This window comes from Dactylosporangium sp. NPDC051087 (genome assembly GCF_055586325.1).
In genome coordinates, this window is the sequence record NZ_JBVJIJ010000002.1 from 14,418 (window position 1) to 39,891 (window position 25,474).

Sequence of the window (25,474 nt, forward strand, 5' to 3'; positions counted from 1 at the left end):
GCGGCGCATGGGGGGCCCGCGGGGTGGGAACCCCCCGCGCGGGACCCGCCGCTCGCGGTGGGGCAGCTAGAAATTGCCCTCCGCGACCTGGAAGACGGTCAGGCCCAGGGCCCGCCACATCCGCACCACCTGCTGACGGTCGTCGAAGACGCCCACCACGTGGTAGCGGCTGCGGATCTCCTTGTCGAAGATCTCCTGCTTCACGATGCTGTCGCGCCGCTGGTCGCCGGTGACCCGCATGAACAGGCCCGCGTAGGGGACGCCCACGTGCTCCTGCAGCCAGGCCGCCGTGTCGTCGCGGCAGTCGTCGGTACGGCCGGAGCAGAACACGATCTCGTGCCCCGCCGCGTGCATCGCCCGGACCGCGGCGATGACCGGCGCGTTGGGCAGGTCGAAGCGGACCCGGCCGACGTCGTACGGGCTGCGGTCGTGGATCAGCGCGACCGTGCCGTCGATGTCGACGAGGACGACCCGCGGCGCGTCCGGCGGCGGCTCGTACGTGACACCCGCGGTGTCGAGCACGGGCAGCGGCAACGGCAGCGAACGGCCCGCCAGGTACCGCTGGTGCATCGAGCGGATGACGTCCTCGCCGACGTGGCTCGGCCCCTCGCGCAGCGCGTCGCGCCGGACGCACTCATCGACCGGGACGTCGGTGAAGTCGCGCACCGTGAACGCCGCGCCGTGCTTCGCGGCCAGCTCCGCCAGCTCGCGCACGACCCGGCCGCGCAGGTTGGTGTCGTCGCAGATGACGTGCGCGCCGCCGAGCAGCAGCGCGTCGATCGCCGCGTGATGCGCCTGCGTGACCTCCTTCTCGGCCCGGCCGCGCCGCGCGTCGTCCTCGATCCGCCCGCCGTGCATCATGGCGCGCAGGTCGTCGCGGTTCACGCGGACCCGGCCCGCCTGGCCCCGCGCCCAGGTGCTCTTGCCCGAGGCGGGCAGGCCCCGGGTGATCGTCAGCGACGCCATCAGCTCTCCTCCGTCACCTTGGGCCGGACCCGCTGCCACAGCAGACCCCGGTAGTCCTTGTCGTCCAGCCGCAGGAACAGACAGCTGCGCGCCGGGTGCTTCGACACCGCGATCGCGAACTCCTTGCGCCCCCAGCCCTCCGGCAGGCCGGCGACCGTCGCCTCGTACGCGGCCTCGACGTCGGCGGCGAGCGCGGCCGCCTCCTCGCGCAGCCCGTCGGCGATCTTCGTCGCCCACGCGTGGAACTCGTCCGGCAGCGGCTCCAGCAGCACGTCGAGGGTGCCGTCGCCGACCGCCTCCCACACGACCCGGGCGTTGAGCCCTGTCACGATCCGGTGCAGCCGCACGTACTCCGCATACTTGATCTTCAGCCGCGTGTCGGGGCCGGTGAAGTGCACCACCAGGCCCTCCCGGTTGTCGCGGGGCGGCGCGGCGAGCGCGTCGGCGAGCGTCGCGTGGGCGAACGTGTCCACGACCGGGCCCGGCCACCCCGGCACCGCGTCCGGGCCGTGGCTGCGCCCGGTGACGATGTCGACCGCGCCGAGGAGCACGAGGTCGTCGAGGTCGCCGTAGTCGAGCACGATCCGGTTCGACGGGTAGATGATCTCCACCAGCACCGTGCGGCCCGCGGGCGGCGTGAAGCTGCCGGCGTACCGCGCGCGGAACAGCGCCGTCGCGTGCCGTGCCTGCTCCGAGTCGAACGAGCCGCGGGTCGCGAACGCCCAGCCGTCCCCGGCCGGGTACATGATGCCGAGCGAACCGTCGGCCTTGTCGGTGACGCGGACCGGCCCGTCGAAGTCCATCTCCGGCACGCCCGGCTGGCCGTGGTTGAAGAACTTCGTGAACGGCCGCGCGAGGACCTGGCCTGTCCCGGCGTGCACGACGAGGCCCCGGCACGCGAGCGTCGCCGCGTTCCAGACGTTGTCGTACTGCGCCTTCTCGGTGTAGTTGTGGATCAGCAGGGGCAGCGAGGGGTGTCGCTGGGTGCGCACGAAGCCGCCGCTGGTCATCTCGGCCAGCAGCGCCGGGTCGCACAATGCGTCGATGTGAAGTGCGTCGTGGAGGTCCATAGCACGGGCCAGCGTAGGTTGGGCCGCCAACGGCCGCGACGGGTTAACGGAGCGGGAATGCGGGCGGGGTGGGTGGCGTTACAGACTCCGGTTGAGGAGCTGTGACCCGCTCATGGCAGACTTGACCGACGGCCAGACCAGGTTCCGGTTCACGCCATATGGCGACCCGGCGACCACCGACGAAAGGACCGCGGCCATGAAGCCGGACATCCACCCGCAGTATGCGACCACCGAGGTCACCTGTTCCTGCGGCAACGCTTTCACGACCCGTAGCACCGCCAAGGGCGGCACGATCCACGTGGAGACGTGCTCCGTCTGCCACCCGTTCTACACGGGCAAGCAGCGCGTGCTCGACACGGCCGGCCGGGTCGCGAAGTTCCAGCAGAAGTACGCGAAGGCCGCCGCGAAGAAGGCCGAGAGCGGCAAGTAGCTGCACGTCCGGCGCCCGCACCGCCCTGTGTCCAGGGTTCGGTGCGGGCGCCGTCCTCGTTTCCGGCCGGTCTTCTTCTTTTGGGGCGACATGAGCACCGACACTTCCTCCGGACAGCGACTGCAGGCGCTCCTCGCCGAGTATCAGGAGCTCGAGCAGAAGCTCGCCGACCCGAGCATCCACGCCGACCAGGCCCTGGCCCGCAAGACCGGCCGGCGCTTCGCCGAGCTGTCGCCGATCGCGAAGACCTCCGGCGAGCTCGAGGCCGCCCGCGAGGACCTCGCGGCCGCCCGCGAGCTGGCCGCGGAGGACCCGGCGTTCGGCGGTGAGGCCGACGAGCTCGAGGCGCGCATCCCGCACATCGAGGAGCGCCTCGCCGAGCTGCTCGCCCCGCGCGACCCCAACGACGCCAAGGACGTCATCCTTGAGGTCAAGGCGGGGGAGGGCGGCGAGGAGTCCGCGCTGTTCGCCAGCGACCTGCTGCGGATGTACATGCGGTACGCCGAACGCCACGGCTGGCAGACCGAGGTGCTCGACACCCAGGAGTCCGACCTCGGCGGCTTCAAGGACGTCGCCGTGTCGATCAAGACCCGGGGCATCCCCGAGGCCGGCAACGGCGTCTGGTCCCGGCTCAAGTGGGAGGGCGGCGTCCACCGCGTCCAGCGCGTGCCGGCCACCGAGTCCCAGGGCCGCATCCACACCAGCGCCGCCGGTGTCCTCGTGACGCCCGAGATCGAGGAGGCCGGTGAGATCGAGGTCGACGCCGGTGACCTGCGCATCGACGTGTTCCGCTCCTCCGGCCCGGGCGGCCAGAGCGTCAACACCACCGACTCGGCGGTCCGCATCACCCACCTGCCGACGGGCATCGTCGTGTCCTGCCAGAACGAGCGCTCCCAGCTGCAGAACAAGGACCGCGCGATGCGCATGCTCAAGGTCAAGCTGGCCGCCCTCGCCGAGGAGCAGGCCGCCGCGGCCGCCGGCGACGCCCGCCGCTCCCAGGTGCGCACCGTCGACCGTTCCGAGCGGATCCGGACGTACAACTACCCGCAGAACCGCATCTCGGACCACCGGATCGGTTACACGGCGTACAACCTGGACCTGGCCATGGCGGGCGACCTCGACAGCGTCCTGGACGCCCTCGCCGACGCCGACCGCAAGGCCCGCCTCGCGGGTGAGGACCAGCTCAGCAGAGGGTGACGCGGGTCTAACGCGGACGTCACACAGCGGAAACGGTGCAGCGGCACGCTAGGGTCAGGTAGCGTTTCGACCCGAACGACCTTACCGATCGTGATCACCGCTGCCACCCGAGCCTCCGGAGGGACGCCATGCCATCGACGCCAGTCGACCTGTCCGCAGCCCCGCGCGTGGTGGTCGGCACCGCAGCCGACCTCATCTACAAGGTCGGACTGTCGATGCTGGGCGCAGACCGCGTCCCCACCGCGAAGGCCAACGCCTGGGCCGCGGTGTGCGCCGACCAGGAGCGTGCCCGTATCCGCGAGGAGAACGCCCGCATCCTCCACGCCGTCCGTTAGATCCCGCTGCGGCCTCGTCGCCGCCCGCACCAGCCCGCGCGCCCGACCCGGCCCGCGGGCTTTCTCTTTGCCCGGCACCCCGGCCCTGCCGCCCGCCGCGCCGTGGCCCTGTGCTCCGTCCTGCCGCGCCCCGCCCGCTCTGCCCCGCCCCGCCCTGCCCCGCCCGCCCCGCCCGCACTGCCCCGCCCGCCCTGCCGCGCTCTTTCCCTGCCGCGCCGTGGCCGAGATCACGCTGGCCTGCTGCCTTGGCTGGGCGAGGGCACGTGCGGCAGCGGTTCGAGGCGTTGCCGGGTGGCGGGCGCGCGTCGTTGAGGCGCGGGATGGCCGCGGCGAGGGCCCCCTCCTGACCGCGCAAATCCGAAATGTCGGGCATCGCGGAAAGAGCGCCGGGTTCGCCGCTGGTCGGGGATCAGGAAGCGGCGCGGGGGCGGGGGGTCTTCGCGCGGAGCATGGCGTGGTCGGCGGCCTCGAAGGCTTCGGCGACCGACTCGAAGTCCTCACCCGACAGGCCCGCCCAGCCGATCGTCACCCCCACCGGCGTGCCCGGGACCAGGGCGTGCCAGTCCTCGGCGGCGACGGCGGCGACGATGCGGCGCTGGATCTCGCGGGCCTCGGCCGCCGACGTGGTGGGCAGGACGACCACGAACTCGTCGCCGCCGTAGCGGGCCACGAAGTCGCCCTTGCGCATGACGCGGTTGAGCACGCCGGCGACCCGCTGCAGGACCAGGTCGCCGGAGAGGTGGCCGTGGCGGGTGTTGACCTGCTTGAAGCCGTCCAGGTCGCAGACGCCCAGGACGGCGTGGCCGCCGGCGGCGACGAGCTTCTTGACGTGCTCCTCGAGATACCGGCGGTTGGGCAGCCCGGTGAGCGGGTCGGTCTGCGCCTCGCCGCGGTGGAAGTCGACGCGGCGGACCAGGTCCTCGTGGTCCAGGAGCGCGGCGACCCCCTCGACGAAGAGGTCGCGCAGACGGTCGGGCTGGATGTTGGCGACGTGGAAGGCGGCCCGGTCGGCGTGGTACGCCGAGCGGTAGTCGCCGGTGCCGAGGTGCGCCAGCGCGCGCAGGCGGTGCTGCTCGGCGGCGCCCAGGGAGTCGTCGCTGACGTGGGCGGTCTCCAGGCGGGCGACGGCCTCGATCGGGCGGCGCTCGGCGATGGCCTTGCACACGGCGCCGAGGGTGCGCAGGTCGCGGGCCCGGGTGGACATGCCGGCGGACTCCAGCAGCGGCCACGGGTCGACGTCGGTGACGAGGCCCTGGATGCCGAGGGTGCCCAGGCGCAGGACCGCGTAGCCGAGCGCGCCGCGGGCGATGGGGCGCAGCCGGTCGAGGTCGTTGTCCTTGTGTTTGCGTTCGAGGTCCATGACGACGTCGCGGAGGATGCGCTGGCAGCCCTCGCTGTCGCCGCGGTGGTCGAGCTCGACGGCGTGCAGGAGGCGGATCTGCGGGGTGGCGAAGTCGGTGTTGGCCGTGCCGACCCCGACCTCGGCGGCGACCTCGCGGGCCTTCTCCATCGCCGCGTTCGCGTGCTCGTGGAAGCCGGTGTACGAATACGCCATCGCCAGGTTGTGCCAGGCCCAGGCGGTCGCCTCGTCGAAGAGCTCGACCGCGCCGAGCGCGCGGGAGCCGTGCACGAGCGCGCGGACGCAGCGGTCCAGGGAGCCGGCCCGCAGGGCGACGATCGCGGCGAGGGCCTGCAGCTCCCCGTACTGCGCGGGGTCCTGGACCTGGCGGGCGGCGGCGAGACCGGTGTCGAGGGCGGCCGGGTAGTCCTCGGCGCGGCCCATGTTGATCAGCGCGATGAGCCGCAGGGTGAGCGCCTCGACGCGGTCGTGGGGTGACTGGTCACCGGCGAGGACACGGTCGATGACCGTCATCGCCTCGCCGAGGCGGTCGTCGAAAATCATCCGCCGGGCGCGGGACAGCTCCGACGTGCGGTCTGCCACCGCCATCGGACCCCTCCTTTCGCGCGCCCCATGATTATGGGGTGCACAGCACCGAAGATGACACGCCCGGGCCCTTGTTGCCCACGCTTTCCATGGTGATCACATCCGCGACCGGCGTGCTGCGTGATGCGGGGGTGGCGTCGCCGCGGGTCGACGCGGAGCTGCTCGCCGCGCACGTGCTGGGGATCCCCCGGTCGCGCCTGCTGACGGCGCCGCCGCCGGACGCCGCGCGGGCGGCCGCGATCGGCGAGCTGGTCCGGCGGCGGGCCGAGCGCGTCCCGCTCCAGCACCTGACCGGCACCGCCCCGTTCCACGGGTTCGAGATCGCGGTCGGCCCGGGCGTCTTCGTCCCACGCTTCGAGACGGAGCTGCTCGTGGAGTGGGCGGGGCGGCAGCAGGGCACCCGGATCGTGGACCTGTGCGGCGGATCGGGCGCCATCGCGATCGCCCTCCAGACGCAGGACGCCGAGGTGTACTGCGTGGAGCGGAGCCGGGCGGCCCTGACCTGGCTGCGGCGCAACGTCGCCGCGCTGGCGCCCGGGGTGCGGGTGGTCGAGGGCGACGTGACCGACCCGGCGACGCTGCGCGAGCTCGACGGCACGGTCGACCTGGTGGTGAGCAACCCGCCGTACGTCCCGGAGGGCGCGCCCGTCGACGTCGAGGTGGCGGTGCACGATCCGCACGACGCCGTGTTCGCCGGTGAGGACGGCCTCGCGCTCATGCCCGGGCTGGTCGCGCGGGCCGCCGGGCTGCTGCGGCCCGGCGGGCGGCTGGGGATCGAGCACGACGACAGCCACGGCGAGTCGCTGCCGGCGCTGCTGCGGGCGACCGGGCACTTCGACGACGTGACCGACCACCGGGATCTGGCCGGGCGCCCGCGATTCGTCACCGCCAGGAGGACCGACCGCGACGCGGGTGGCAGACTAGCCGCGTGATGCTCTACGACTGCAGCCAGCTCGCCGAGCGCGAGCGCGGGATCGCCGCCGCGATCGAGGCGGTGGGCCGGGGCGACCTCGTCGTCCTGCCGACCGACACGGTCTACGGCATCGGCGCCGACGCCTTCAAGACCTGGTCGGTCACCGCGCTCAACAACGCCAAGGGCAGCACCGCCCCGGTGCCGGTGCTCGTCGGGTCCCGGCACACGCTGGACGGGCTGGTCTTCGGGCTGCCGCAGGCGGCGCGGGACCTCGTCGACGCGTTCTGGCCGGGCGCGCTGACGATCGTGGTCGAGCACGCGCCGAGCCTGCAGTGGGACCTCGGCGGCGGCGACGGCACGGTCGCGGTGCGCATGCCGCTGCACCCGATCGCGCTCGAGGTCCTGCGCGAGACCGGCCCGATGGCGGTGTCGTCGGCCAACAAGCTGGGCCAGCCGGCGGCGGAGACCGCGGCCGAGGCCCGCGACCAGCTGGGTTATGCGGTGAGCGTCTACCTGGAGGGCGGCCCGTGCCCCGAGCCGGTCGCCAGCACGATCATCTCGGTGACCAACAGCGAGCACCGGGTGCTGCGGGCCGGCGCGATCCCCGTCGAGAAGCTGCGTGAGGTCGTGCCGAGCCTGATCGGCCTGGACTGACGGTGGCGCCGTTCAGCGTCCTGTGCGTCTGCATGGGCAACATCTGCCGGTCGCCGATGGCCGAGCGGCTGCTCGTCGCCGACCTCGCGGCCCTCGGCGTCGACCCGGACCTGGTCTATGTCCACGGCGCGGGCACCGGCGGCTGGCACGCGGGGCAGCCGATGGACCCGCAGGCCGCCCGGCAGGTCCTCGCCCGGGGCGGGGACACCGCCGGGTTCCGCGCCCGCAAGCTGCTGGCCGAGCACGTCGACGCCTCGGATCTGGTGCTGACGGCGACCGCCGAACAGGTCGACTTCGTGGTGTCCCTGCGGCCGGACGCCGAGCCGCGGACGTTCGTGTGGGGCCAGTTCGCCCGCCTGCTGCCGGCGGTGACCCCGCGGCTGCCGGCCACCGGCGACGTGTACGAGCGGGGAGTGGCCCTCGTCGGCCTGGTCGACGAGGCGCGGGACGAGGTGCGCGCCGAGGACGACCTCGCCGACCCGTGGGGCCGCCCGGACGACTTCTTCGGCCTGGTCGCCGATCAGGTCCAGGCCCTCACCGGGCCGTTGGCGAAGGCCCTGGTCAACCGCTGACCTTCGCCATCGGCGGCGCGGCCGGCTCCTTCTCCGCGGACCGGGCGATGTTGCGCGCCATCCCGCCGAAGACGACCGCGTGGAAGGGCGCCACGGCCAGCCAGTACAGGTGCCCCGCCAGGCCGCGCGGCAGGAAGACGGCGCGCTGCTCGTACACCGTGCGGCCATGCGGATCGAGCGCGACCCGCATCTCCAGCCAGGCCCTTCCGGGCATCCTCATCTCGGCGCGCAGCCGCAGCAGCTCGCCCTGCACGATCTCCTCCACCCGCCAGAAGTCCAGCGCCTCGCCGACGAAGAGACGGTGCGGGTCGCGGCGGCCGCGGCGCAGCCCGACCCCGCCGACGAGCCGGTCCATCCAGCCGCGGACCGACCAGGCGAGCGGGAAGGAGTGCCAGCCGTGCTGCCCGCCGATCGCCTCGATGACGCGCCAGACCCGCTCGGGTGCGGCGCCGACCGGCCGGGTGCGGTCGTCGCGGTACACCGTGCCGCCGGACCAGGCAGGGTCCGAGGGCAGCGGGTCGCTGGGCGCGCCGGGCAGCGCCGCGTTGGACCAGCGGGTCTCGACGTCGGCGTCGCGGACCTTGCGCAGGGCGAGGCGCACCGCGAGGTCGAAGCCGGCCAGCCCGTCGTGCGGGTCGGGCACGTAGGCGGCGATGTCGTGCTCGTGGCAGACCGCCTCGTGGATGAGGCTGCCGACGAGCGGCCGGGCGATCCGGTTGGGCACCGGTGTCACCAGGCCGACCCAGTGCGACGACAGCCACGGCGTCAACGCCCGCACCGGCAGCAGCACGCGCGGCGGGAGACCGGCGACCCGCGCGTAGCGGCGCATCATGTCGCCGTACGTGAGCACGTCGGGCCCGCCGATGTCGAACGCCCGGTTGAGCGGCACCGGGAAGACGGTCGCCGCGGCGACCAGGTAGCGCAGGACGTCGCGGATCGCGATCGGCTGGATCCGGTTGTGCACCCAGCGCGGGGTGACCATCACGGGCAGCCGTTCCGTGAGGTACCGCAGCATCTCGAACGACGCGGAGCCCGACCCGATGATGACGGCGGCCCGCAGCACGACGGTCGGCACGCCGCTACGCAGGAAGATGTCGGCGACCTCGCCCCGCGAACGCAGGTGCGCGGAGGCGCGCTCGTCCGGGCTGGGTCCGCCGAGGTACACGATCCGCCGCACCCCGGCATCCAGCGCGGCGACGGCGAGGTTGAGCGCGCTGAGCCGGTCGACGTCCTCGAACGCCGCCTGGCCGAGCGCGTGGACCAGGTAGTAGACGACGTCGACGTCGCGCATCGCCTCGGCGAGCCCCTTGTCCTGCGCGACGTCACCGGTGGCGACCTCGACGCGCCCGGCCCACGGCACGTCCCGCAGCCGCCGCGGGTCGCGGGTCAGGCAGCGCACCTCGTGCCCCGCGGCGAGCAGGCGGGGGACCAGCCGGCCGCCGACGTAGCCGGTCGCGCCGGTCACGAGACATCGCATGACTTCATGCTTACCCTGCGGCGATGCCCCCTAGACTCGTTTTCATGGGCGACACCTACTGGGGGCCGGACTTCGACGCGCTCCGCGAGACCGACCCGCAGATCGCGGACGTCGTCCTCGACGAGCTGCGACGCCTGCGCGGCGGCCTGCAGCTCATCGCGAGCGAGAACTTCACGTCGCCGGCGGTCCTCGCCGCGCTCGGCTCGACGCTGACCAACAAGTACGCGGAGGGCTATCCGGGCCGCCGCTACTACGGCGGCTGCGCGGCCGTCGACCGGGCCGAGGAGCTCGCGATCGAGCGGGCCAAGGCGCTGTTCGGCGCCGAGCACGCCAACGTGCAGCCGCACAGCGGCGCGAGCGCCAACCTCGCCGCATACGCGGCACTGCTCATGCCCGGCGACACCGTCCTGGCGATGGAGCTGCCGCACGGCGGGCACCTCACCCACGGCAGCAAGGTCAACTTCTCTGGCAAGTGGTTCAACACCGTGGGGTATCCGGTGCGCCGCGAGGACGAGCTGATCGACTACGACGAGGTGCGCGACCTCGCCCTCGCCCACCGGCCCGCGATGATCATCTGCGGCGCCACCGCCTACCCGCGCCTCATCGACTTCGCCCGCTTCCGCGCGATCGCCGACGAGGTCGGCGCCTACCTCATGGTCGACGCGGCGCACTTCATCGGCCTGGTCGCCGGCAAGGCGATCCCGTCGCCGGTCGAGCACGCCGACGTGGTCAGCTGCACCACGCACAAGGTGCTGCGCGGCCCCCGCGGCGGCATGCTGCTGTGCCGGGAGGCGCTCGCGCAGCGCATCGACAAGGCGGTCTTCCCGTTCACGCAGGGCGGGCCGCTGATGCACGCGGTCGCGGCGAAGGCGGTCGCGCTGCACGAGGCCGCCCAGCCGGCCTTCGCGGACTATGCGGCGCAGGTCGTGCGCAACGCGCGGGCGCTCGCCGCGGGCCTTTCGGCGCAGGGGATGCGCCCGGTGTCCGGCGGCACCGACACCCACCTCGCCCTCATCGACCTGCGCGGGCTGGGGATCACCGGCCGCGACGCGGAGGAGCGCTGCGACGCGGCGGGGATCACGCTCAACAAGAACGCCATCCCGTACGACCCGGAGAAGCCGATGACCGCCTCCGGGGTGCGGGTCGGCACGCCCTCGGTCACCACGCAGGGGATGGGCGAGGCGGAGATGGCCGAGATCGCGTCGCTGATCGGCGCCGCGATCCGCGGCGAGCAGGTCGGCGACCGGGTGACCGACCTCGTCGGGCGGTTCCCCGCGTATCCTGCTCCATCATGAGGAAGCGGCTGCAGCACCTGCCCACTGCGTTGGTCGCGATGGGCATCCTGCTCGTGGTCGCCGCGCCCCTGGGCGGCTGGCGCGACGGCGCCGACGGCGCGCTCGGCGCCCTCGCCGGTCTGGGGCTGGTCGCGCTGAGCTACACGGCGTCCAGCCTGATCATCGCGGTGACCGACCTGAAGGCCAGGCACATGCTCATGCCGGTGGCGCTCGGCACGTACATCCTGAAGTTCGCGATCATCGGTGTGGTCATGTGGATCGTCGCGGAGACCGGCTGGGGCGGGCTGCCGTGGCTGGGCGCGACGGTGATCGCCGGCACGCTGGTGTGGGTCGCCGCGCAGGCCGTCTGGGTCTGGCGGGCGAAGATCCCCTACGTCGAGATCGAGCCGTCTTAAGGCGTGTTTGGTCAGTGGGGTCGGAGCGAGGCGAGGTCCAGGCGTCGGCTGGGGCCGCGTCGGGCGCGCCTGGATACCGGTGTTGTATCCAGGTGTGACCGGCGTGGTTCCAGGCGGCGTCTGGGCCCGCCGCAGCCCGGCATCCACTGACCAAACACGCCTTAACAGGGGTTCTTCCGCACCCCGCTCTCCTCCGACAGCGGGGTGCTGCGCTTGGCGTCGAACACGGACGCCTGGACCAGGGTGCGGAACGTGCCGGCCGCGCAGGCGGCGCTCACCCGCCGGGTCCTGGACTCCGCGGACTCCTCGCGGGTCGTGTAGACCGAGTTGCTGACGAAGGTGTCCTTGGCCACGGTGGTCCAGCCGCCGCCGTCGGCGCGCTGCAGGTGCACGGTGACGGTGAGCCCGTCGGGGCCGGGGGAGTCGCAGCGGAACTGCGCCGCGGCGACGATCCTGCCGTCCTTCTCCGCCGGGCGCTGCGGTGAAACCGAACACACCACGCGGCCGCTCCCGCCGCCGGAGGCCGCGCTCGGCCGGCTTTCGCCGCCGGTCTTCGTGATCACCACGGCTGTGAGAATCAAGAAAAACGCGATGACGGTGTTGCGCAAGGTCATCACTCCCACACGCATTGTTATCCTGAGCGTTCAGCTAACCCTCTGGGGGTGACCGTGCGCAACATTCACTCACGCATCAGTCGTGTAGTTGACGTTCGCCAAGCGTTAGGCGTAGTAACGTTGACGGCCGTCGGTTGATGGCACCCGGCCCTTAGAGCAACCCCCGCGCGACGAGCACGCGGGGGTCGATGCACGGGTGCCCCCGGCAGGCTGATATGGTCACCGCGTCATGGCCGGTAACCAGACACCCAAGCAGTCCGGATCGAGTGGCGCCAACGAAGGTTGGGCCGCCGTCGGATACCTCATCTCGGGCATCGCCGTGTGGGGCTTCGTCGGCTGGCTGATCGACGAGTGGCTCAACGCCGGAGGCATCATCACCGCGATCGGGTGTGTGCTCGGCGCCGCTGGTGGCATCTACCTGGTGGTCAAGCGCCTCGGCGCCTGACGCATCGGTTGAATTGATAAACGAGAGGGACGTGGTGAGCGGTCTGGTTCTGGCGGAGACGCCTTTCCCGCCCAGCGTGGAAGACATCTTCCCGCCCCACCTGTTCGGTGTGGAGTGGCTGACGAAGTTCAGCCTCTTCCTGTGGCTGGCCGTCGCGCTGGTGCTCATCTACTTCCTGGTGTCCTACCGCGACCCCAAGATCGTCCCGACCAAGAAGCAGTGGCTCGCGGAATCGATCTACGGCTTCGTGCGGGAGGGTGTCGCCAAGGACGTCATCGGACACGAGGGGCTGCGTTTCGCGCCGTATCTCGCGTCGCTGTTCGTCTTCATCCTGGTCGGCAACGTCTTCTCGATCATCCCGTTCATCCAGGTCTCGCCGATGGCGCACATCGCGTTCCCGACGGCCCTGGCGCTGTGCACCTACGTGCTGTATCTGTACCAGGGCTTCAAGAAGCACGGCTTCGCCGGTTACATCAAGCACGCCGTCTTCCTGCCCGCCCCGTGGTACATGCAGTTCCTGCTGATCCCGATCGAGTTCCTGCAGGCCTTCGTCCTCCAGCCGGTCACGCTCGCCCTGCGTCTGTTCGCCAACATGTTCGCCGGGCACATGCTGCTGCTGGTCTTCACGCTCGGCGGCTTCGCGCTGCTCAACGCGGAGAGCTTCTTCCTCAAGCCGATCTCGCTGGTCTCATGGGCGATGACGATCGGCCTCACGTTCTTCGAGCTGCTGATCGCGGCGCTGCAGGCATACGTCTTCACGTTGCTGACGGCCAACTACCTCGCCGGCGTCCTCGCCGACGAGCACTGAGCCGCATATCCCCCCGCTTTCGATAGCGAACGGCACCACCTTTTTCAGTTGTCCCGCGTGAACGTCACGCGAGATCTCAGGAGGAATTCCACATGGACCACCTGGCAGCAGTCAACGGCAGCCTCAGCGCCATCGGCTACGGCCTCGCCGCGATCGGCCCCGGCATCGGCGTGGGTATCGTCTTCGCGTCCTACATCCAGGCGACGGCCCGTCAGCCCGAGTCGGCCGGCCTGACCCGTACGTACATGTTCCTCGGCTTCGCCGTGGTCGAGGCGCTCGCCCTGCTGGGTATCGCCTTCGGCTTCGTCTTCAAGTAAGCCCCCCGCCTCCACCAACATTTAGAGCGGGAGGTTTCCCATGCTGTTCCTCGCAGAAGGGGCAGAGCACAACCCGATCATCCCGATCTGGCAGGAGATCGTCGTCGGCCTGATCGCCTTCGGCATCCTCTGCTTCGTGCTGATGAAGTTCGTCTTCCCCCGCATGGAGGAGACCTTCCGCGCACGGGTCGACGCGATCGAGGGTGGCATCAAGCGCGCCGAGGAGGCGCAGGCCGAGGCAAACCGGCTGCTGGAGCAGTACAAGCAGCAGCTCGCCGAGGCCCGCACCGAGGCGGCCAGCATCCGTGACGAGGCGCGCGCCGACGCCACGGGCATCCGTGAGGACATCCTCGCGAAGGCCCGTGAGGAGAGCGACCGCATCATCGCGGCGGGCCGCGAGGCCCTGCAGACCGAGCGGCAGACCATCGTCCGCCAGCTGCGCGCCGAGATCGGCTCGCTCGCGGTCGACCTCGCCGGCCGGATCGTCGGGGAGTCCCTCGAAGAGGAGGCCCGCCGCCGTGGCACGGTCGAGCGGTTCCTCGACGAGATCGGTGACAGTCCTGCCGGCACCGCAGGGCGGCGTTGATGGACACCATCAACCGGGAGTCCTACGGGGCCGCTGCCGACAAGCTCGCCGCATTCGCGGCGAGCGCTGACGTTCAGCGGATCAGCGCGACCGCCGAGGAGATCCTCGCGGTCGCCGGTCTGCTCGGGCGTGAGCGGCGGCTGCGCCGGGCCCTGGCGGACCCGGGTCGCTCCGGCGAGGACCACGCCGCACTCCTTCGCTCCGTCCTGACGGGCAAGGTGAGCGACGAGGCCCTCGACATCCTCGCGGCTCTGGTCACGGGCCGCTGGTCCGGGCCCGGTGCGCTCCTGGACGGCGTCGAGCTGCTCGGGGTCACCGCGCTGCTCTCCGGCGCCGACCGCGCCGGCGACCTCGCCGACGTCGAGGACGAGCTCTTCCGGTTCGGCCAGGTCGTCTCCGGCGACTCCCGCCTCGCCGCGGCGCTCGCCGACTCCACGTCGCCGCTGGCGGCACGGGTCCAGCTCATCCAGGACCTGCTCGGCACCAAGGCCAAGCCGGCGACGGCGCGGCTGGCGGAGCTGGCGGCCGCCGGGTTCGGCGGCCGGGGCTTCGAGAGCTCGCTCACCCGGCTGATCGAGCTGGCCGCGAAGCAGCGCGACCACTCGGTGGCCTATGTGACGACCGCGGTCCCGCTGACCGAGGCCGACGAGCAGCGCCTGGCCGACCGGCTCGCCCAGGTGTATGGCCGGCAGGTCGCCCTGAAGATCGACGTCGATCCGCGCATCCTCGGTGGCGTGCGGGTCAAGGTCGGTTCGGACCTGTATGACGGCACGGTGTCGCGTCGGCTCGCCGAGGCGAAGACGGCACTCGCCAACTAAATCCCCGAAGCTTGATTCACTTCCAGATAGAAGGTTGAGGAATGGCCGAGCTGACCATCTCCTCGGACGACATTCGGGGCGCACTCGAGCGCTACGTGTCGTCCGTTGATTCACGGATCTCCCGCGAGGAGGTCGGCGTCGTCTCGTACGCCGGCGACGGTATCGCCCAGGTCGAGGGTCTCCCCTCGACGATGGCCAACGAGCTGCTCGAGTTCGAGGACGGCACGCTCGGCGTCTCGCTCAACCTTGACGTCCGCGAGATCGGTGTCGTCGTCCTGGGCGACTTCGAGGGCATCGAGGAAGGTCAGCAGGTCAAGCGGACCGGCCGCGTGCTCTCGGTCCCGGTCGGCGACGCCTTCCTGGGCCGCGTGGTCAACCCGCTCGGCGAGCCGATCGACGACCGTGGCGAGATCGCCAACGAGGGCTTCCGTGAGCTTGAGCTCCAGGCGCCCAACGTCATGGCCCGCCAGCCCGTCAAGGAGCCCCTGCAGACCGGCATCAAGGCGATCGACGCCATGACCGCCATCGGCCGGGGCCAGCGCCAGCTGATCATCGGTGACCGTAAGACGGGCAAGACCACGGTCGCGCTCGACACGATCATCAACCAGCGCGACAACTGGAAGTCCGGCGACCCGAAGAAGCAGGTCCGCTGCATCTACGTCGCCATCGGCCAGAAGGCCTCGACGATCGCCGCGACCCAGGGCATCCTCGAGGAGCAGGGCGCGATGGAGTACACCACCATCGTCGCCTCCCCGGCGTCCGACCCGGCCGGCTTCAAGTACCTGGCCCCCTACGCCGGCTCGGCCATCGGCCAGCACTGGATGTATGGCGGCAAGCACGTCCTGATCGTCTTCGACGACCTGACGAAGCAGGCCGAGGCCTACCGCGCCGTGTCGCTGCTGCTGCGCCGCCCGCCGGGCCGCGAGGCCTACCCGGGTGACGTCTTCTACTTGCACTCCCGGCTGCTGGAGCGCTGCGCGAAGCTGTCCGAGGAGCTCGGCGGCGGCTCGATGACCGGTCTGCCGATCATCGAGACCAAGGCCAACGACATCTCGGCCTACATCCCGACCAACGTCATCTCGATCACCGACGGTCAGGTCTTCCTCGAGTCCGACCTGTTCAACCAGGGTGTGCGTCCCGCCATCAACGTCGGCACCTCGGTGTCCCGCGTCGGCGGCTCCGCCCAGGTCAAGGGCATGAAGGACGTCGCCGGCCGCCTGCGGCTGGACCTCGCGCAGTATCGCGAGCTGGAGGCCTTCTCGGCGTTCGCGTCCGACCTGGACAAGGCGTCGCGGGCCCAGCTGGACAAGGGCGCCCGCCTGGTCGAGCTGCTCAAGCAGCCGCAGTTCTCCCCGTTCGCGGTCGAGGACCAGATCGTCTCGGTGTGGGCCGGCACCACCGGCCAGCTCGACGACGTGCCGGTCAGCGAGATCCGCCGCTTCGAGAGCGAGTTCCTGCAGTACCTGCGCAGCAACCGCAAGGAGCTCATCGCCGGCATCGCCGAGTCGAAGAAGCTGCCGCAGGACGCGATCGACGGTCTGACCGAGGCGATCAAGCACTTCAAGCAGAGCTTCACGGCCAAGGGCGCGGACGCGCCGGTCAACGAGGCCCCGGCCAAGGCGCTGCAGGGTGAGCAGGCTCGCGAGACCGTCACCCGCCAGGTCCGGAAGTCGGGCTGAGCCATGGCCGGTCAGGTACAGGCACTGCGCCGGAGGATCCGCACGGTCAAGTCGACCAAGAAGATCACCAAGGCGCAGGAGCTCGTCGCCACGAGCCGCATCGGTAAGGCGCAGGAGCGGGTCGCCGCATCGCGCCCCTACGCCGAGGCGATCACGGGCGTGCTGACGGCACTGGCGACCAACACCAACGTCGACCACCCGCTGCTGGTGCCCCGCAACCCGGTCCGCCGGGCCGGGGTCCTGCTGGTCACCAGCGACCGCGGACTCTGCGGCGGCTACAACGCCAACGCGATCCGCCAGACCGAGCAGCTCATCGCGCGTCTGCGCGCCGACGGCAAGCAGGTCGCGCTCTACGTCTCCGGGCGCAAGGGCGTGGCGTACTACCGGTTCCGCGGTCGCGAGATCGCGGGCAGCTGGACGGGCTTCTCCGAGCAGCCGCGCTTCGAGAACGCGCGGGAGATCGGCGAGACCCTGATCCAGGCGTTCGTCAACGGCGCGGACGACACGGCGGACGGCCCCGGCCCCGACGGCATCTACGGTGTCGACGAGCTGTACATGGTCCACACCGAGTTCCGCTCGCTCATGACGCAGACCCCCATCGCGCGCATCGTCGCTCCGATGGAGGTCGAGGAGCAGCAGGTCGCAGGGCCGCTGCCGGCGTACGAGTTCGAGCCGGAGGCCGAGGAGCTGCTCGAGGCGCTCCTGCCGAAGTACATCAACACGCGGATCTTCGCGGCGTTGCTGGACTCGGCGGCGAGTGAGTCGGCGGCCCGCCGGCGCGCCATGAAGAGCGCCTCAGACAACGCCGACGACCTGCTGAAGCGGTACACGCGCGAGATGAACTCCGCGCGGCAGGCGGCGATCACCCAGGAGATCAGTGAGATCGTCGGCGGCGCCAACGCGCTGGCGGCGGCGGGAAGTGATGTGTGATGACTGCACCAGCGAAGACCGCGGTCGGCCGCGTCGTCCGGGTCATCGGCCCGGTCGTCGACGCCGAGTTCCCGCGCGACGCCATGCCCGACATCTACAACGCGCTCAACGTCGAGGTGACCCTCTCCGAGGGCACCAAGAAGCTGACGCTGGAGGTCGCGCAGCACCTCGGTGACAACCTGGTGCGCGCCATCTCCATGCAGCCGACGGACGGTCTCGTCCGCGGCGCCGAGGTGAGCGACACCGGCTCCGGCATCTCGGTGCCCGTCGGTGACATCACCAAGGGCCACGTGTTCAACGCCCTCGGCGAGGTGCTCAACGCCGACGAGTCGAAGCTCGAGATCAACGAGCGCTGGGAGATCCACCGCAAGGCTCCCGCGTACGCCGAGCTCGAGCCGAAGACCGAGATGCTGGAGACCGGCATCAAGGTGCTCGACCTGCTCGCGCCGTACGTGCGCGGTGGCAAGATCGGCCTGTTCGGTGGTGCCGGCGTCGGCAAGACCGTTCTGATCCAGGAGATGATCATCCGGGTCGCCCGGAACTTCGGTGGCACCTCGGTGTTCGCCGGCGTCGGCGAGCGCACCCGTGAGGGCAACGACCTCATCCTGGAGATGGCCGAGGGCAACGTCCTGGACAAGACCGCCCTGGTCTTCGGCCAGATGGACGAGCCGCCCGGCACCCGTCTGCGGGTCGCCCTGGCCGCGCTGACCATGGCGGAGTACTTCCGTGACGTGCAGAACCAGGAGGTGCTGCTCTTCATCGACAACATCTTCCGGTTCACGCAGGCCGGCTCGGAGGTCTCGACGCTGCTCGGCCGTATGCCGAGCGCCGTCGGCTACCAGCCGACCCTGGCCGACGAGATGGGTCAGCTGCAGGAGCGCATCACCTCCGTCCGGGGCAAGGCCATCACCTCGCTCCAGGCGATCTACGTGCCCGCCGACGACTACACCGACCCGGCGCCGGCCACCACGTTCGCCCACCTGGACGCGACGACCAACCTCGAGCGGTCGATCTCGGACAAGGGCATCTACCCGGCCGTCGACCCGCTGGCGTCCTCCTCGCGCATTCTCGCGCCGGAGTACGTCGGCCTCGAGCACTACACGGTCGCCCGTGAGGTGCAGCGGATCCTGCAGAAGTACAAGGACCTGCAGGACATCATCGCCATCCTCGGTATGGACGAGCTGTCCGAAGAGGACAAGGTCACGGTCGGCCGCGCCCGGCGCATCGAGCGGTTCCTGTCGCAGAACACCTACGCGGCGGAGCAGTTCACCAACGTCCCCGGTTCGACCGTCCCGCTCAAGGAGACGATCGAGTCGTTCAAGAAGATCTCCGAGGGTGAGTACGACCACTTCCCCGAGCAGGCCTTCTTCATGTGCGGTGGGCTCGAGGACCTCGAGCGCAACGCGCACGAGCTCATGAAGTGACGAAGTGATCTGATCGGAAAGGGCGCCCCGCTGTCGCGGGGCGCCCTTTCCGCTGTTTTTCAGCAAACTCCGCATCACGATGGCGTGACGTGCGTCACGCTCTGAAGTGTTGTACACCGTCCTTCTGCCGATTCGCCGACCGCACTTCATCGGCATTTCAGGAGTCGTGCCAACGTGGTGAGGCCCACTGCTCGCCGCGTCGGATCATTGACTACACTCGGCAAAACCAATCGCGCACACGAGGAGTAACTAGCGTGGCGAGGCAGCTGCACGTCGAGCTCGTAGCCGTCGAGGAAAAAGTCTGGTCCGGTGACGCCGACATGGTCATGGCGCGCACGACGGAGGGCGAGCTCGGTGTGCTTCCCGGCCACGCGCCGCTCCTCGGCCAGCTCGCCGAGCCCGGTCAGGTGCGCATCAAGCACTCCGGTGGGCAGGAGATCGCCTTCGACGTCTCGGGCGGGTTCCTCTCCGTCACGGCGACCGGGGTGACGGTGCTCGCGGAGACCTGCACCCCCGCGTCCGCGCAAGCCGCGCACTGACCGGCGGGCGGCGTCGGTGAGGATCGTCGAGGGAATCGGCATCGGGGTCCTCATCCTGCTCGCCGCGCTGGCACTGCTCTTCCTGCGCCGCGTGGTCATCGCCCGTCAGGGCGGCACGATCGAGCTCGGGGTCCGGCTGAGCACCATGGTGCCCGGCAGGGGCTGGTCCGCGGGCCTCGCCCGGTTCGCCGGCGACGATCTGCGGTGGTATCGCATCTTCAGTTTCTGGCCGGGCCCACGCCGGGTGCTTTCCCGGCGTGGGCTCTCCGTCGACCGCCGCCGCAGCCCCGATCCGGCCGAGCTGCTCGTGCTCCCGCCCGACTGGGTGATCGTGCGGTGCGTCAGCCGCCAGTCGCCCGTCGAGATCGCGATGGCGGAGCGGGCGCTGACCGGGTTCCTGTCCTGGGTCGAGGCGGCGCCCCCGGGTGAGTCGACCCCGGAGACGCGGCCGTATCGCTACCGCACCAACTAGACGCGGTTCGCGCCCGGCACCCACTTCACGTCGCCGTCGGGGTTGGCGATCCTGCCGAGGATGAACAGCAGATCCGACAGCCGGTTGAGGTATTTCACAGCCAGCTCGTTCGTGTGCTCGGCGTCGACCTCCATGAGCGCCCACGCGCTGCGCTCCGCCCGGCGGGTCACCGTCCTGGCCACGTTGAGCAGCGCCGCGCCCGGGGTGCCACCCGGAAGGATGAACGAGTCGAGCTTCGGCAGCCGCTCGTTGAAGTCGTCGCACCAGCCCTCGAGGCGCGTCAGGTACTCCTCGGTGACCCGCAGCGGTGGGTACTCCGGGTCGTCCGTGACCGGGTTGCACAGGTCGGCGCCCACGTCGAACAGGTCGTTCTGCACGACGGTCAGCACCGTGCGCAGCTCATCGGCCAGCCCGCCCATCGCCACGGCCACCCCGATCGCCGAGTTGGCCTCGTCGACGTCTGCGTACGCGCCGATGCGCGGATGGGTCTTCGGCACCCGGGAGAAGTCGCCCAATCCGGTCGTGCCGGTGTCGCCGGTCTTCGTGTAGATGCGGGTGAGATGAATGGCCATGGCCTTCACCGTACGGAATGCCCCTACGATGACCGACGTGGACGTGATCCGTGTGATGGGCGGCGCCAGGCTCGCCGGAGACGTGTCGGTCGTCGGCGCGAAGAACTCGGCCTTGAAGCTCATGGCCGCCGCCCTGCTGGCGACCGGGCGCTCGACGCTCACCAACGTGCCCCGCATCACCGACATCGCCATCATGGCGGAGGTGCTGCGCCGGCTGGGCTGCGACGTCGAGCAGGACGAGGACCGCGTCACCATCGACGTGCCCGAGCAGCTCGGCACCGAGGCCGACTACGACCTCGTGCGCCGCCTGCGCGCCTCGATCTGCGTCCTGGGTCCGCTGCTGGCCCGCTGCGGGCACGTGCGCGTCGCGCACCCCGGCGGTGACGCCATCGGCTCCCGCGGCCTCGACATGCACGTTGAGGGCCTGCGCCGCATGGGCGCCGACATCTCCGGCGAGCACGGCTTCGTCATCGCCACCGCCCCGAAGCTGCACGGCGCCACCATCTGGCTCGACTTCCCGAGCGTCGGCGCCACCGAGAACCTGCTCATGGCGGCGGTCCTGGCCAACGGCCGCACCGAGATCGACAACGCGGCCCGCGAGCCGGAGATCGTCGACATCTGCCGCATGCTCATCGACATGGGCGCCGACATCTCCGGCGCCGGCTCCTCCCGCCTCGTCGTCGAGGGCGTCGCTTCGCTGAATCCCGTCGAGCACCGCACCGTCGGCGACCGCATCGTCGCCGGCACCTGGGCCTTCGCCGCCGCCATGACCCGCGGCGACGTCACCGTGCACGGCATCGACCCGAGCTTCCTGGAGATCGCGCTGGACAAGGTCGCCACCGCCGGCGGCCAGGTCGACACGTCCGCCGACTCGTTCCGCGTCCGCATGGCAGACCGCCCGCGCGCGGTCGACGTGGTCACCCTGCCGTTCCCGGGCTTCGCCACCGACCTGCTGCCGATGGCGGTCGGCCTCGCCTCCGTCAGTGAGGGCTCGTCCCTCGTCACGGAGAACATCTTCGACGGCCGTTTCATGTTCATCAACGAGATGTCCCGCCTCGGCGCCGACATCCGCACCGACGGCCACCACGCCGTGGTCCGCGGCGTCGAACGCCTCTCGGGCGCCCCGGTCACCGCCACCGACATCCGTGCGGGCGCCGGCCTCGCGATCGCCGGCCTCTGCGCCGACGGCGTCACCGAGATCCGCCACGTGCACCACATCGACCGCGGCTACCCGAGCTTCGAGTCTGATCTCCGCGGCCTCGGCGTCGAGGTCGAACGCGCGGTCGCACCCCCCGACCAGTTCGACTTCTAACCGACCACCCACCCGCGACCCCGGATCATTGAGACCAGTCAGTCCAGCCGGCGGTCGGTCGGTGTGACTCATGATCCGGTAAAGATTTCGTCGCCCTGGCGACCATAAGTCTTCCGGATCATGGAAAGCACGGCGGCGAGCCACCGGATGGCACGCGGATGCGTCGGAAGCTGCCGCGCGCTCTGCGCGCTGGCAGTGCGTCGCGGAGCGGCGCATTGGGGGCTCCGGGGGTGAGAATCCCCCCGGCGGGACCCGCGCGGAGCGTGGGGCAGCTAGTTACTGTGCCAGCAACAGCCGGGCGCGGTCGTACTCGTCGGCGAAGACGAGGACGCGGACCATGCCGTCGTGGCCGGTGGCGAGGGTGGCCCGGACACCGTTGCGGCGGAGGCGGTCCCGGACGTCACGGGCGAACGCCAGGTCACCGATCAGGGACACCGAGCGCAGCAGGCCGTAGTCCGGGGCGGTCCCGGGGGAGGCGAAGTGGACGCCCGGGGGGCCGACCCGTCGTTCGCCGATGCGGAGCAGCCGGATGATCAGGATCAGGGTGGCGAGTGCTCCGGCGGACGCCGCCCATCCTGCGAGGTACATGAGGGCCACGCTGACAGTCTGCCACTAGATGATCACCCTTCGGAGCCGGATAAGGTCAGCGGGTCGAGACGATGCGAAAGGGAGTCACATGGCGGGTCGACTGGCGGTCATCGGAGCGGGGCTGATGGGGTCTGGCATTGCCCAGGTCGCCGCGCAGGCCGGGTGGGAGGTGACGCTGCGGGACCTGACCGGCGAGGCGACCCGGCGCGGTGTCGACGGCATCGAGAAGTCGCTGACCAAGTTCGCGAGCAAGGGCGTGATCGCCGAGGACGACGTGCAGCAGGCCCTCGCGAGGATCACCACGACCACGGACCTGGACGCGGCGGCGGACGCGGACATCGTGGTGGAGGCGGTGTTCGAGCGGCTGGACGTCAAGCAGGAGCTGTTCGGCACGCTGGACAAGATCTGCCGGGCCGACGCCGTGCTGGCGACGAACACGTCCGCGATCCCGGTGACGCAGATCGCGACCGCGACGCAGCGCCCCGAGCAGGTCGTCGGCACGCACTTCTTCAGCCCGGTGCCGGTCATGAAGCTGTGCGAGCTGGTCCGCGGGTACAAGACCAGCGACGCGACGCTGGCCACCGCCCGGAGCTTCGCCGAGGAGATCGGCAAGACCTGCATCGTGGTCAACCGCGACGTCGCCGGGTTCGTCACCACCCGGCTCATCGCCGCGCTGGTCGTCGAGGCCGTGCAGCTGGTGGAGAGCGGCGTGGTCAGCGCCGAGGACCTGGACCTGGCCTGCAAGCTCGGTTTCGGCCACGCGATGGGGCCGCTCGCCACCACGGACCTGACCGGCGTCGACGTGCTGTACCACGCCGCGAAGAACATCCACACGGACACCGCCGACGCGAAGTTCTTCCCGCCGGAGCTGCTGGCCAGGATGGTCGTCGCCGGCGACCTGGGCCGCAAGACGGGGAAGGGCTTCTACGAGTACTCGTGAACGCCCGCCGCGACGGACGTCCCCGGCAGCGTGAAGCTGAAGCGGCTCCCGCCGCCGGGGTTGTCCTCGACGGCGATCGAGCCGCCGTGCCGGTCGATGACCCGGCGGCAGATGGCCAGGCCGAGGCCGGTGCCGCCGTACGCCTGGCCGGCGTGCGCGCGGTGGAACGACTCGAAGACGTAGGGCTTGTCGGCGTCGGGCACGCCGATGCCCCGGTCGGCGACCTCGACCCGGACCCAGCCCGCGCCGGCCGGTGACGCGCTGACGTCGACCTTCGGCATCCGGCCCGGTTGCACGTACTTGAGCGCGTTGCCGACCAGGTTGTCCAGCACGTGCCGCAGCAGCGCCGGGTCCGCCTCGACCCACGGCAGCGGGCCGACGTAGATGTCCGGCTGGGCGGCGAGGTGGTTCACCCGGTCGCCGACGACCTCCGCGACCAGCGCGGCCAGGTCCAGCGGGGCGGTCCTGAGGGCGGCGTCGCGGGCGGTGGTGTAGGCCAGCAGGTCGTCGATGAGCCGCCGCATCCGCACGACCCCGGCGCTGACCCGTTCGACGCTGGCGCCGGCCTCCCGGGCAGGACCCGAGTCCGCGAGGATCGGCTCCAGGATGTCCCGCGCCATCTCGGCGTGCGCGGCGATGACGGTCAGCGGGTTCTTCAGGTCGTGCGCGACGATCCCGGCGAAGGCCCGCAGGTCACCTTCGCGTTCCCGTTCCTGGGTGATGTCGTGGAACACGGCGATGGCGCCGCGGCGTCCGTCGACGTCGAGCGGCCGCCCGCTGACCGACAGCAGCGTGTCCTCGGGCCGGGCGGGGTTGCGGATGACCATCTCGACGCGGTCGGTCGACTCGCCGGCCAGCGCGCGCACCAGAGGCAGCTCCCCGGCGGGGAACTCGGTCACGCCGTCGGGCCGGAAGATGCCGTAGTGCGCCTGCCAGCGGTCCACGCCGCCGGCGTCGTGATCGACACCGAGCATCGCCTTGGCCGCCGGGTTGTGCACCAGGAACGTGCCCTGCTCGTCGATCACGCCGACGCCGTCGCTGATCCGGTCGAGGATGCCGTTGAGCAGCGCCACCTGCCGCCGGGCGGTGCGCTCGGCGTCGCGCAGCTCGGCGGTGGCGGCGACGACCCGGGCCTCGGCGCGGGCCCGCCCGCCGGCGAGGGCCCACAGCATGAACACGACCAGCAGGGTCAGCGTCGTGCCGCCGGCGCCGATCGCGAGCGGGGCGGTGCTGGCGGGTCCGGTCAGCCCGGCGAGCCGGTCGGCGTCGGCGGCGGTGGTGAGCCGCCACTGCCGGTTCGCGATCGGGATCGTCACCTCCCGGCGCAGGTCCGGGTCGGCGATCCGGTGCAGCGACGCGACGCGGGTGTCCTGCCCGCCGCCGTTGCCGGCCCACAGGTCGGCGTCGACCTTGCCCTGGGTGGCGTGCTCCAGGACCCCGCCGACGAAGCTCTGGCCGCGCAGGCCGAAGACGACCCAGCCCTTGAACGTCTTCGTGCCGGCGGGCGTCGGGTTGCCGTACACGGGAGCCGCGAGCGCGAACGAGAGCTGCTGCTGCGCGACGGGCTGGGACCGGTCCCGCAGCAGCACGTAGGTGTCGGAGACGGCCGTGGTGCCGGAGCGGCGGGCCTCGTTGAGCGCGGCGGTCGGCTCGGCGGACTGGGACAGGTCGGTGCCGGCCGTCGTGCCGGGCGCGCCGTCCAGCGGCCGGGAGAAGATCACGAAGAGGTGCTCCCGCCCGCTGCCCTTCGCGGTCAGGTCGAGGCCGGTGACGCCGCGGTCGCGCCAGTACCGTTCGACGTCGCCGAGCTGCGCGTCCTGCGCCGGCACGACGAACACCATCGAGGTGGCACCGGGCAGGCGGGCGTCGCGCAACGGTGCGGTGGTCGTGGCGAAGTCGTCGAAGGTCAGCGACTCGTGCGCCCCGATGGCCGCGGCGATGGTGCGCAGCGTGTCGAGGTACCGGTGGATCTCGGTGCGCACGGCCGCCTCGGCGAGCGACGTGTCGCGGTCCATGACGGCGTTGGCGCGGGCCAGCTGGTTGCGGCGCAGCGAGTCGGCGGCGTGCCAGGACGCGGCCAGCCCGAGGGCGAGGACGGCCAGGATCGCCAGGATGCCGGCCGTGCCGGCATGCCCGACCGTTCTGGCCAGCCGACCCATCACCATGACCTGATCGGCGGCC

28 protein-coding genes are annotated in these 25,474 nt (G+C 71.2%); 20 read left to right on the forward strand and 8 right to left on the reverse strand.

What is annotated here, in order from left to right:
* Positions 1-66: 66 nt before the first annotated feature.
* Together ACZ6TV_RS03535 and ACZ6TV_RS03540 are read right to left on the reverse strand one after the other, a co-directional pair.
* The gene (locus ACZ6TV_RS03535) at positions 67-966 is read right to left on the reverse strand and encodes a phosphatase domain-containing protein (protein ID WP_465294957.1); all 900 of its coding nucleotides are present in this window, start codon (positions 964-966) and stop codon (positions 67-69) included.
* Positions 966-2,036, reverse strand: a complete 1,071-nt coding sequence (locus tag ACZ6TV_RS03540; protein ID WP_465294959.1) for an RNA ligase — start codon at positions 2,034-2,036, stop codon at positions 966-968. The genes ACZ6TV_RS03535 and ACZ6TV_RS03540 overlap by 1 nt, the downstream gene beginning before the upstream one ends.
* A 196-nt stretch (positions 2,037-2,232) precedes the next feature.
* Here ACZ6TV_RS03540 and rpmE point away from each other — a divergent pair, with 196 nt between their 5' ends.
* The 3 genes from rpmE to ACZ6TV_RS03555 all read left to right on the forward strand — a co-directional run bounded on the left by rpmE (position 2,233) and on the right by ACZ6TV_RS03555 (position 3,998).
* Positions 2,233-2,466 carry a 50S ribosomal protein L31 gene (gene rpmE / locus ACZ6TV_RS03545; RefSeq protein ID WP_465296091.1) on the forward strand — a complete coding sequence of 78 codons (234 nt, stop codon included), beginning with the start codon at positions 2,233-2,235 and terminating at the stop codon, positions 2,464-2,466.
* A 90-nt stretch (positions 2,467-2,556) separates the two neighbouring features.
* Positions 2,557-3,663, forward strand: coding sequence for a peptide chain release factor 1 (prfA, locus tag ACZ6TV_RS03550; RefSeq protein ID WP_465294961.1), 1,107 nt, complete (start codon positions 2,557-2,559; stop codon positions 3,661-3,663).
* 128 nt (positions 3,664-3,791) lie between these two features.
* Entirely contained in the window at positions 3,792-3,998 is a 207-nt protein-coding gene (locus tag ACZ6TV_RS03555; protein WP_465294963.1) for a hypothetical protein, read from the forward strand.
* Between the two features lie 409 nt (positions 3,999-4,407).
* Here the strand turns inward: ACZ6TV_RS03555 and ACZ6TV_RS03560 are convergent, their stop codons facing one another.
* Positions 4,408-5,946 carry a GGDEF domain-containing protein gene (locus ACZ6TV_RS03560; protein ID WP_465294965.1) on the reverse strand — a complete coding sequence of 513 codons (1,539 nt, stop codon included), beginning with the start codon at positions 5,944-5,946 and terminating at the stop codon, positions 4,408-4,410.
* Positions 5,947-6,032: 86 nt separating this feature from the next.
* Here ACZ6TV_RS03560 and prmC point away from each other — a divergent pair, with 86 nt between their 5' ends.
* From prmC to ACZ6TV_RS03575, 3 genes are read left to right on the forward strand one after another with little or no spacing between them, the layout of a single operon-like run.
* Complete coding sequence (gene prmC, locus ACZ6TV_RS03565) at positions 6,033-6,875, forward strand: peptide chain release factor N(5)-glutamine methyltransferase (protein ID WP_465294967.1); 843 nt, start codon at positions 6,033-6,035, stop codon at positions 6,873-6,875.
* Positions 6,875-7,510 carry an L-threonylcarbamoyladenylate synthase gene (locus ACZ6TV_RS03570; protein WP_465296093.1) on the forward strand — a complete coding sequence of 212 codons (636 nt, stop codon included), beginning with the start codon at positions 6,875-6,877 and terminating at the stop codon, positions 7,508-7,510. The genes prmC and ACZ6TV_RS03570 overlap by 1 nt, the downstream gene beginning before the upstream one ends.
* Positions 7,511-7,512: 2 nt before the next feature.
* The gene (locus ACZ6TV_RS03575; RefSeq protein ID WP_465294969.1) at positions 7,513-8,082 is read left to right on the forward strand and encodes an arsenate reductase/protein-tyrosine-phosphatase family protein; all 570 of its coding nucleotides are present in this window, start codon (positions 7,513-7,515) and stop codon (positions 8,080-8,082) included.
* On the opposite strand, the gene ACZ6TV_RS03580 is transcribed toward ACZ6TV_RS03575, so the two are convergent.
* Positions 8,072-9,559, reverse strand: a complete 1,488-nt coding sequence (locus ACZ6TV_RS03580; protein WP_465294971.1) for an SDR family oxidoreductase — start codon at positions 9,557-9,559, stop codon at positions 8,072-8,074. The two genes, ACZ6TV_RS03575 and ACZ6TV_RS03580, sit on opposite strands and share 11 nt — an antisense overlap.
* 44 nt (positions 9,560-9,603) lie before the next feature.
* Here ACZ6TV_RS03580 and ACZ6TV_RS03585 point away from each other — a divergent pair, with 44 nt between their 5' ends.
* On the forward strand, positions 9,604-10,854 hold the full coding sequence (locus ACZ6TV_RS03585) for a serine hydroxymethyltransferase (protein WP_465294973.1): 1,251 nt from the start codon (positions 9,604-9,606) through the stop codon (positions 10,852-10,854).
* Positions 10,851-11,249 carry a hypothetical protein gene (locus ACZ6TV_RS03590; protein WP_465294975.1) on the forward strand — a complete coding sequence of 133 codons (399 nt, stop codon included), beginning with the start codon at positions 10,851-10,853 and terminating at the stop codon, positions 11,247-11,249. Before ACZ6TV_RS03585 ends, ACZ6TV_RS03590 begins: the two co-directional genes overlap by 4 nt.
* Before the next feature lie 161 nt (positions 11,250-11,410).
* On the opposite strand, the gene ACZ6TV_RS03595 is transcribed toward ACZ6TV_RS03590, so the two are convergent.
* On the reverse strand, positions 11,411-11,749 hold the full coding sequence (locus tag ACZ6TV_RS03595; protein ID WP_465294977.1) for a hypothetical protein: 339 nt from the start codon (positions 11,747-11,749) through the stop codon (positions 11,411-11,413).
* 343 nt (positions 11,750-12,092) lie between these two features.
* Here ACZ6TV_RS03595 and ACZ6TV_RS03600 point away from each other — a divergent pair, with 343 nt between their 5' ends.
* The 10 genes from ACZ6TV_RS03600 (at position 12,093) to ACZ6TV_RS03645 (ending at position 19,881) form a co-directional block, all read left to right on the forward strand.
* Positions 12,093-12,308: an AtpZ/AtpI family protein gene (locus tag ACZ6TV_RS03600; protein ID WP_344510316.1), complete on the forward strand. Its 216-nt coding sequence runs from the start codon at positions 12,093-12,095 to the stop codon at positions 12,306-12,308.
* 34 nt (positions 12,309-12,342) lie between these two features.
* Positions 12,343-13,116, forward strand: a complete 774-nt coding sequence (atpB, locus tag ACZ6TV_RS03605) for a F0F1 ATP synthase subunit A (protein WP_465294980.1) — start codon at positions 12,343-12,345, stop codon at positions 13,114-13,116.
* A gap of 92 nt (positions 13,117-13,208) precedes the next feature.
* Entirely contained in the window at positions 13,209-13,433 is a 225-nt protein-coding gene (gene atpE, locus ACZ6TV_RS03610) for an ATP synthase F0 subunit C (RefSeq protein ID WP_033362324.1), read from the forward strand.
* A gap of 40 nt (positions 13,434-13,473) precedes the next feature.
* Positions 13,474-14,019 (forward strand): F0F1 ATP synthase subunit B, encoded by a 546-nt coding sequence (locus tag ACZ6TV_RS03615; RefSeq protein ID WP_465294983.1) that lies wholly within the window; start codon positions 13,474-13,476, stop codon positions 14,017-14,019.
* Complete coding sequence (locus ACZ6TV_RS03620) at positions 14,019-14,837, forward strand: F0F1 ATP synthase subunit delta (RefSeq protein ID WP_465294985.1); 819 nt, start codon at positions 14,019-14,021, stop codon at positions 14,835-14,837. Before ACZ6TV_RS03615 ends, ACZ6TV_RS03620 begins: the two co-directional genes overlap by 1 nt.
* Positions 14,838-14,878: 41 nt before the next feature.
* Entirely contained in the window at positions 14,879-16,516 is a 1,638-nt protein-coding gene (gene atpA, locus ACZ6TV_RS03625) for a F0F1 ATP synthase subunit alpha (protein ID WP_465294987.1), read from the forward strand.
* 3 nt (positions 16,517-16,519) lie between these two features.
* Positions 16,520-17,446, forward strand: a complete 927-nt coding sequence (locus tag ACZ6TV_RS03630; RefSeq protein ID WP_465294989.1) for a F0F1 ATP synthase subunit gamma — start codon at positions 16,520-16,522, stop codon at positions 17,444-17,446.
* Positions 17,446-18,870 carry a F0F1 ATP synthase subunit beta gene (gene atpD / locus ACZ6TV_RS03635; protein WP_465294991.1) on the forward strand — a complete coding sequence of 475 codons (1,425 nt, stop codon included), beginning with the start codon at positions 17,446-17,448 and terminating at the stop codon, positions 18,868-18,870. Before ACZ6TV_RS03630 ends, atpD begins: the two co-directional genes overlap by 1 nt.
* A gap of 254 nt (positions 18,871-19,124) precedes the next feature.
* Positions 19,125-19,409 (forward strand): F0F1 ATP synthase subunit epsilon, encoded by a 285-nt coding sequence (locus ACZ6TV_RS03640; RefSeq protein ID WP_354787387.1) that lies wholly within the window; start codon positions 19,125-19,127, stop codon positions 19,407-19,409.
* Between the two features lie 16 nt (positions 19,410-19,425).
* Entirely contained in the window at positions 19,426-19,881 is a 456-nt protein-coding gene (locus ACZ6TV_RS03645) for a DUF2550 domain-containing protein (protein WP_354787388.1), read from the forward strand.
* Here the strand turns inward: ACZ6TV_RS03645 and ACZ6TV_RS03650 are convergent.
* Positions 19,878-20,453: a cob(I)yrinic acid a,c-diamide adenosyltransferase gene (locus tag ACZ6TV_RS03650; protein ID WP_465294994.1), complete on the reverse strand. Its 576-nt coding sequence runs from the start codon at positions 20,451-20,453 to the stop codon at positions 19,878-19,880. The two genes, ACZ6TV_RS03645 and ACZ6TV_RS03650, sit on opposite strands and share 4 nt — an antisense overlap.
* Before the next feature lie 28 nt (positions 20,454-20,481).
* Between ACZ6TV_RS03650 and murA the strand changes: the two genes are divergently transcribed.
* Positions 20,482-21,765, forward strand: a complete 1,284-nt coding sequence (gene murA / locus ACZ6TV_RS03655) for a UDP-N-acetylglucosamine 1-carboxyvinyltransferase (protein WP_465294996.1) — start codon at positions 20,482-20,484, stop codon at positions 21,763-21,765.
* 276 nt (positions 21,766-22,041) lie between these two features.
* On the opposite strand, the gene ACZ6TV_RS03660 is transcribed toward murA, so the two are convergent.
* A complete protein-coding gene (locus ACZ6TV_RS03660) occupies positions 22,042-22,353 on the reverse strand; it encodes a hypothetical protein (RefSeq protein WP_465294998.1) in 312 nt (103 codons plus the stop codon).
* An 88-nt stretch (positions 22,354-22,441) separates the two neighbouring features.
* On the opposite strand from ACZ6TV_RS03660, the gene ACZ6TV_RS03665 reads away from it, so the two are divergent.
* Complete coding sequence (locus ACZ6TV_RS03665; protein WP_465295000.1) at positions 22,442-23,293, forward strand: 3-hydroxyacyl-CoA dehydrogenase family protein; 852 nt, start codon at positions 22,442-22,444, stop codon at positions 23,291-23,293.
* On the opposite strand, the gene ACZ6TV_RS03670 is transcribed toward ACZ6TV_RS03665, so the two are convergent.
* Complete coding sequence (locus tag ACZ6TV_RS03670) at positions 23,278-25,458, reverse strand: ATP-binding protein (protein ID WP_465295002.1); 2,181 nt, start codon at positions 25,456-25,458, stop codon at positions 23,278-23,280. The two genes, ACZ6TV_RS03665 and ACZ6TV_RS03670, sit on opposite strands and share 16 nt — an antisense overlap.
* Positions 25,459-25,474: the final 16 nt, after the last annotated feature.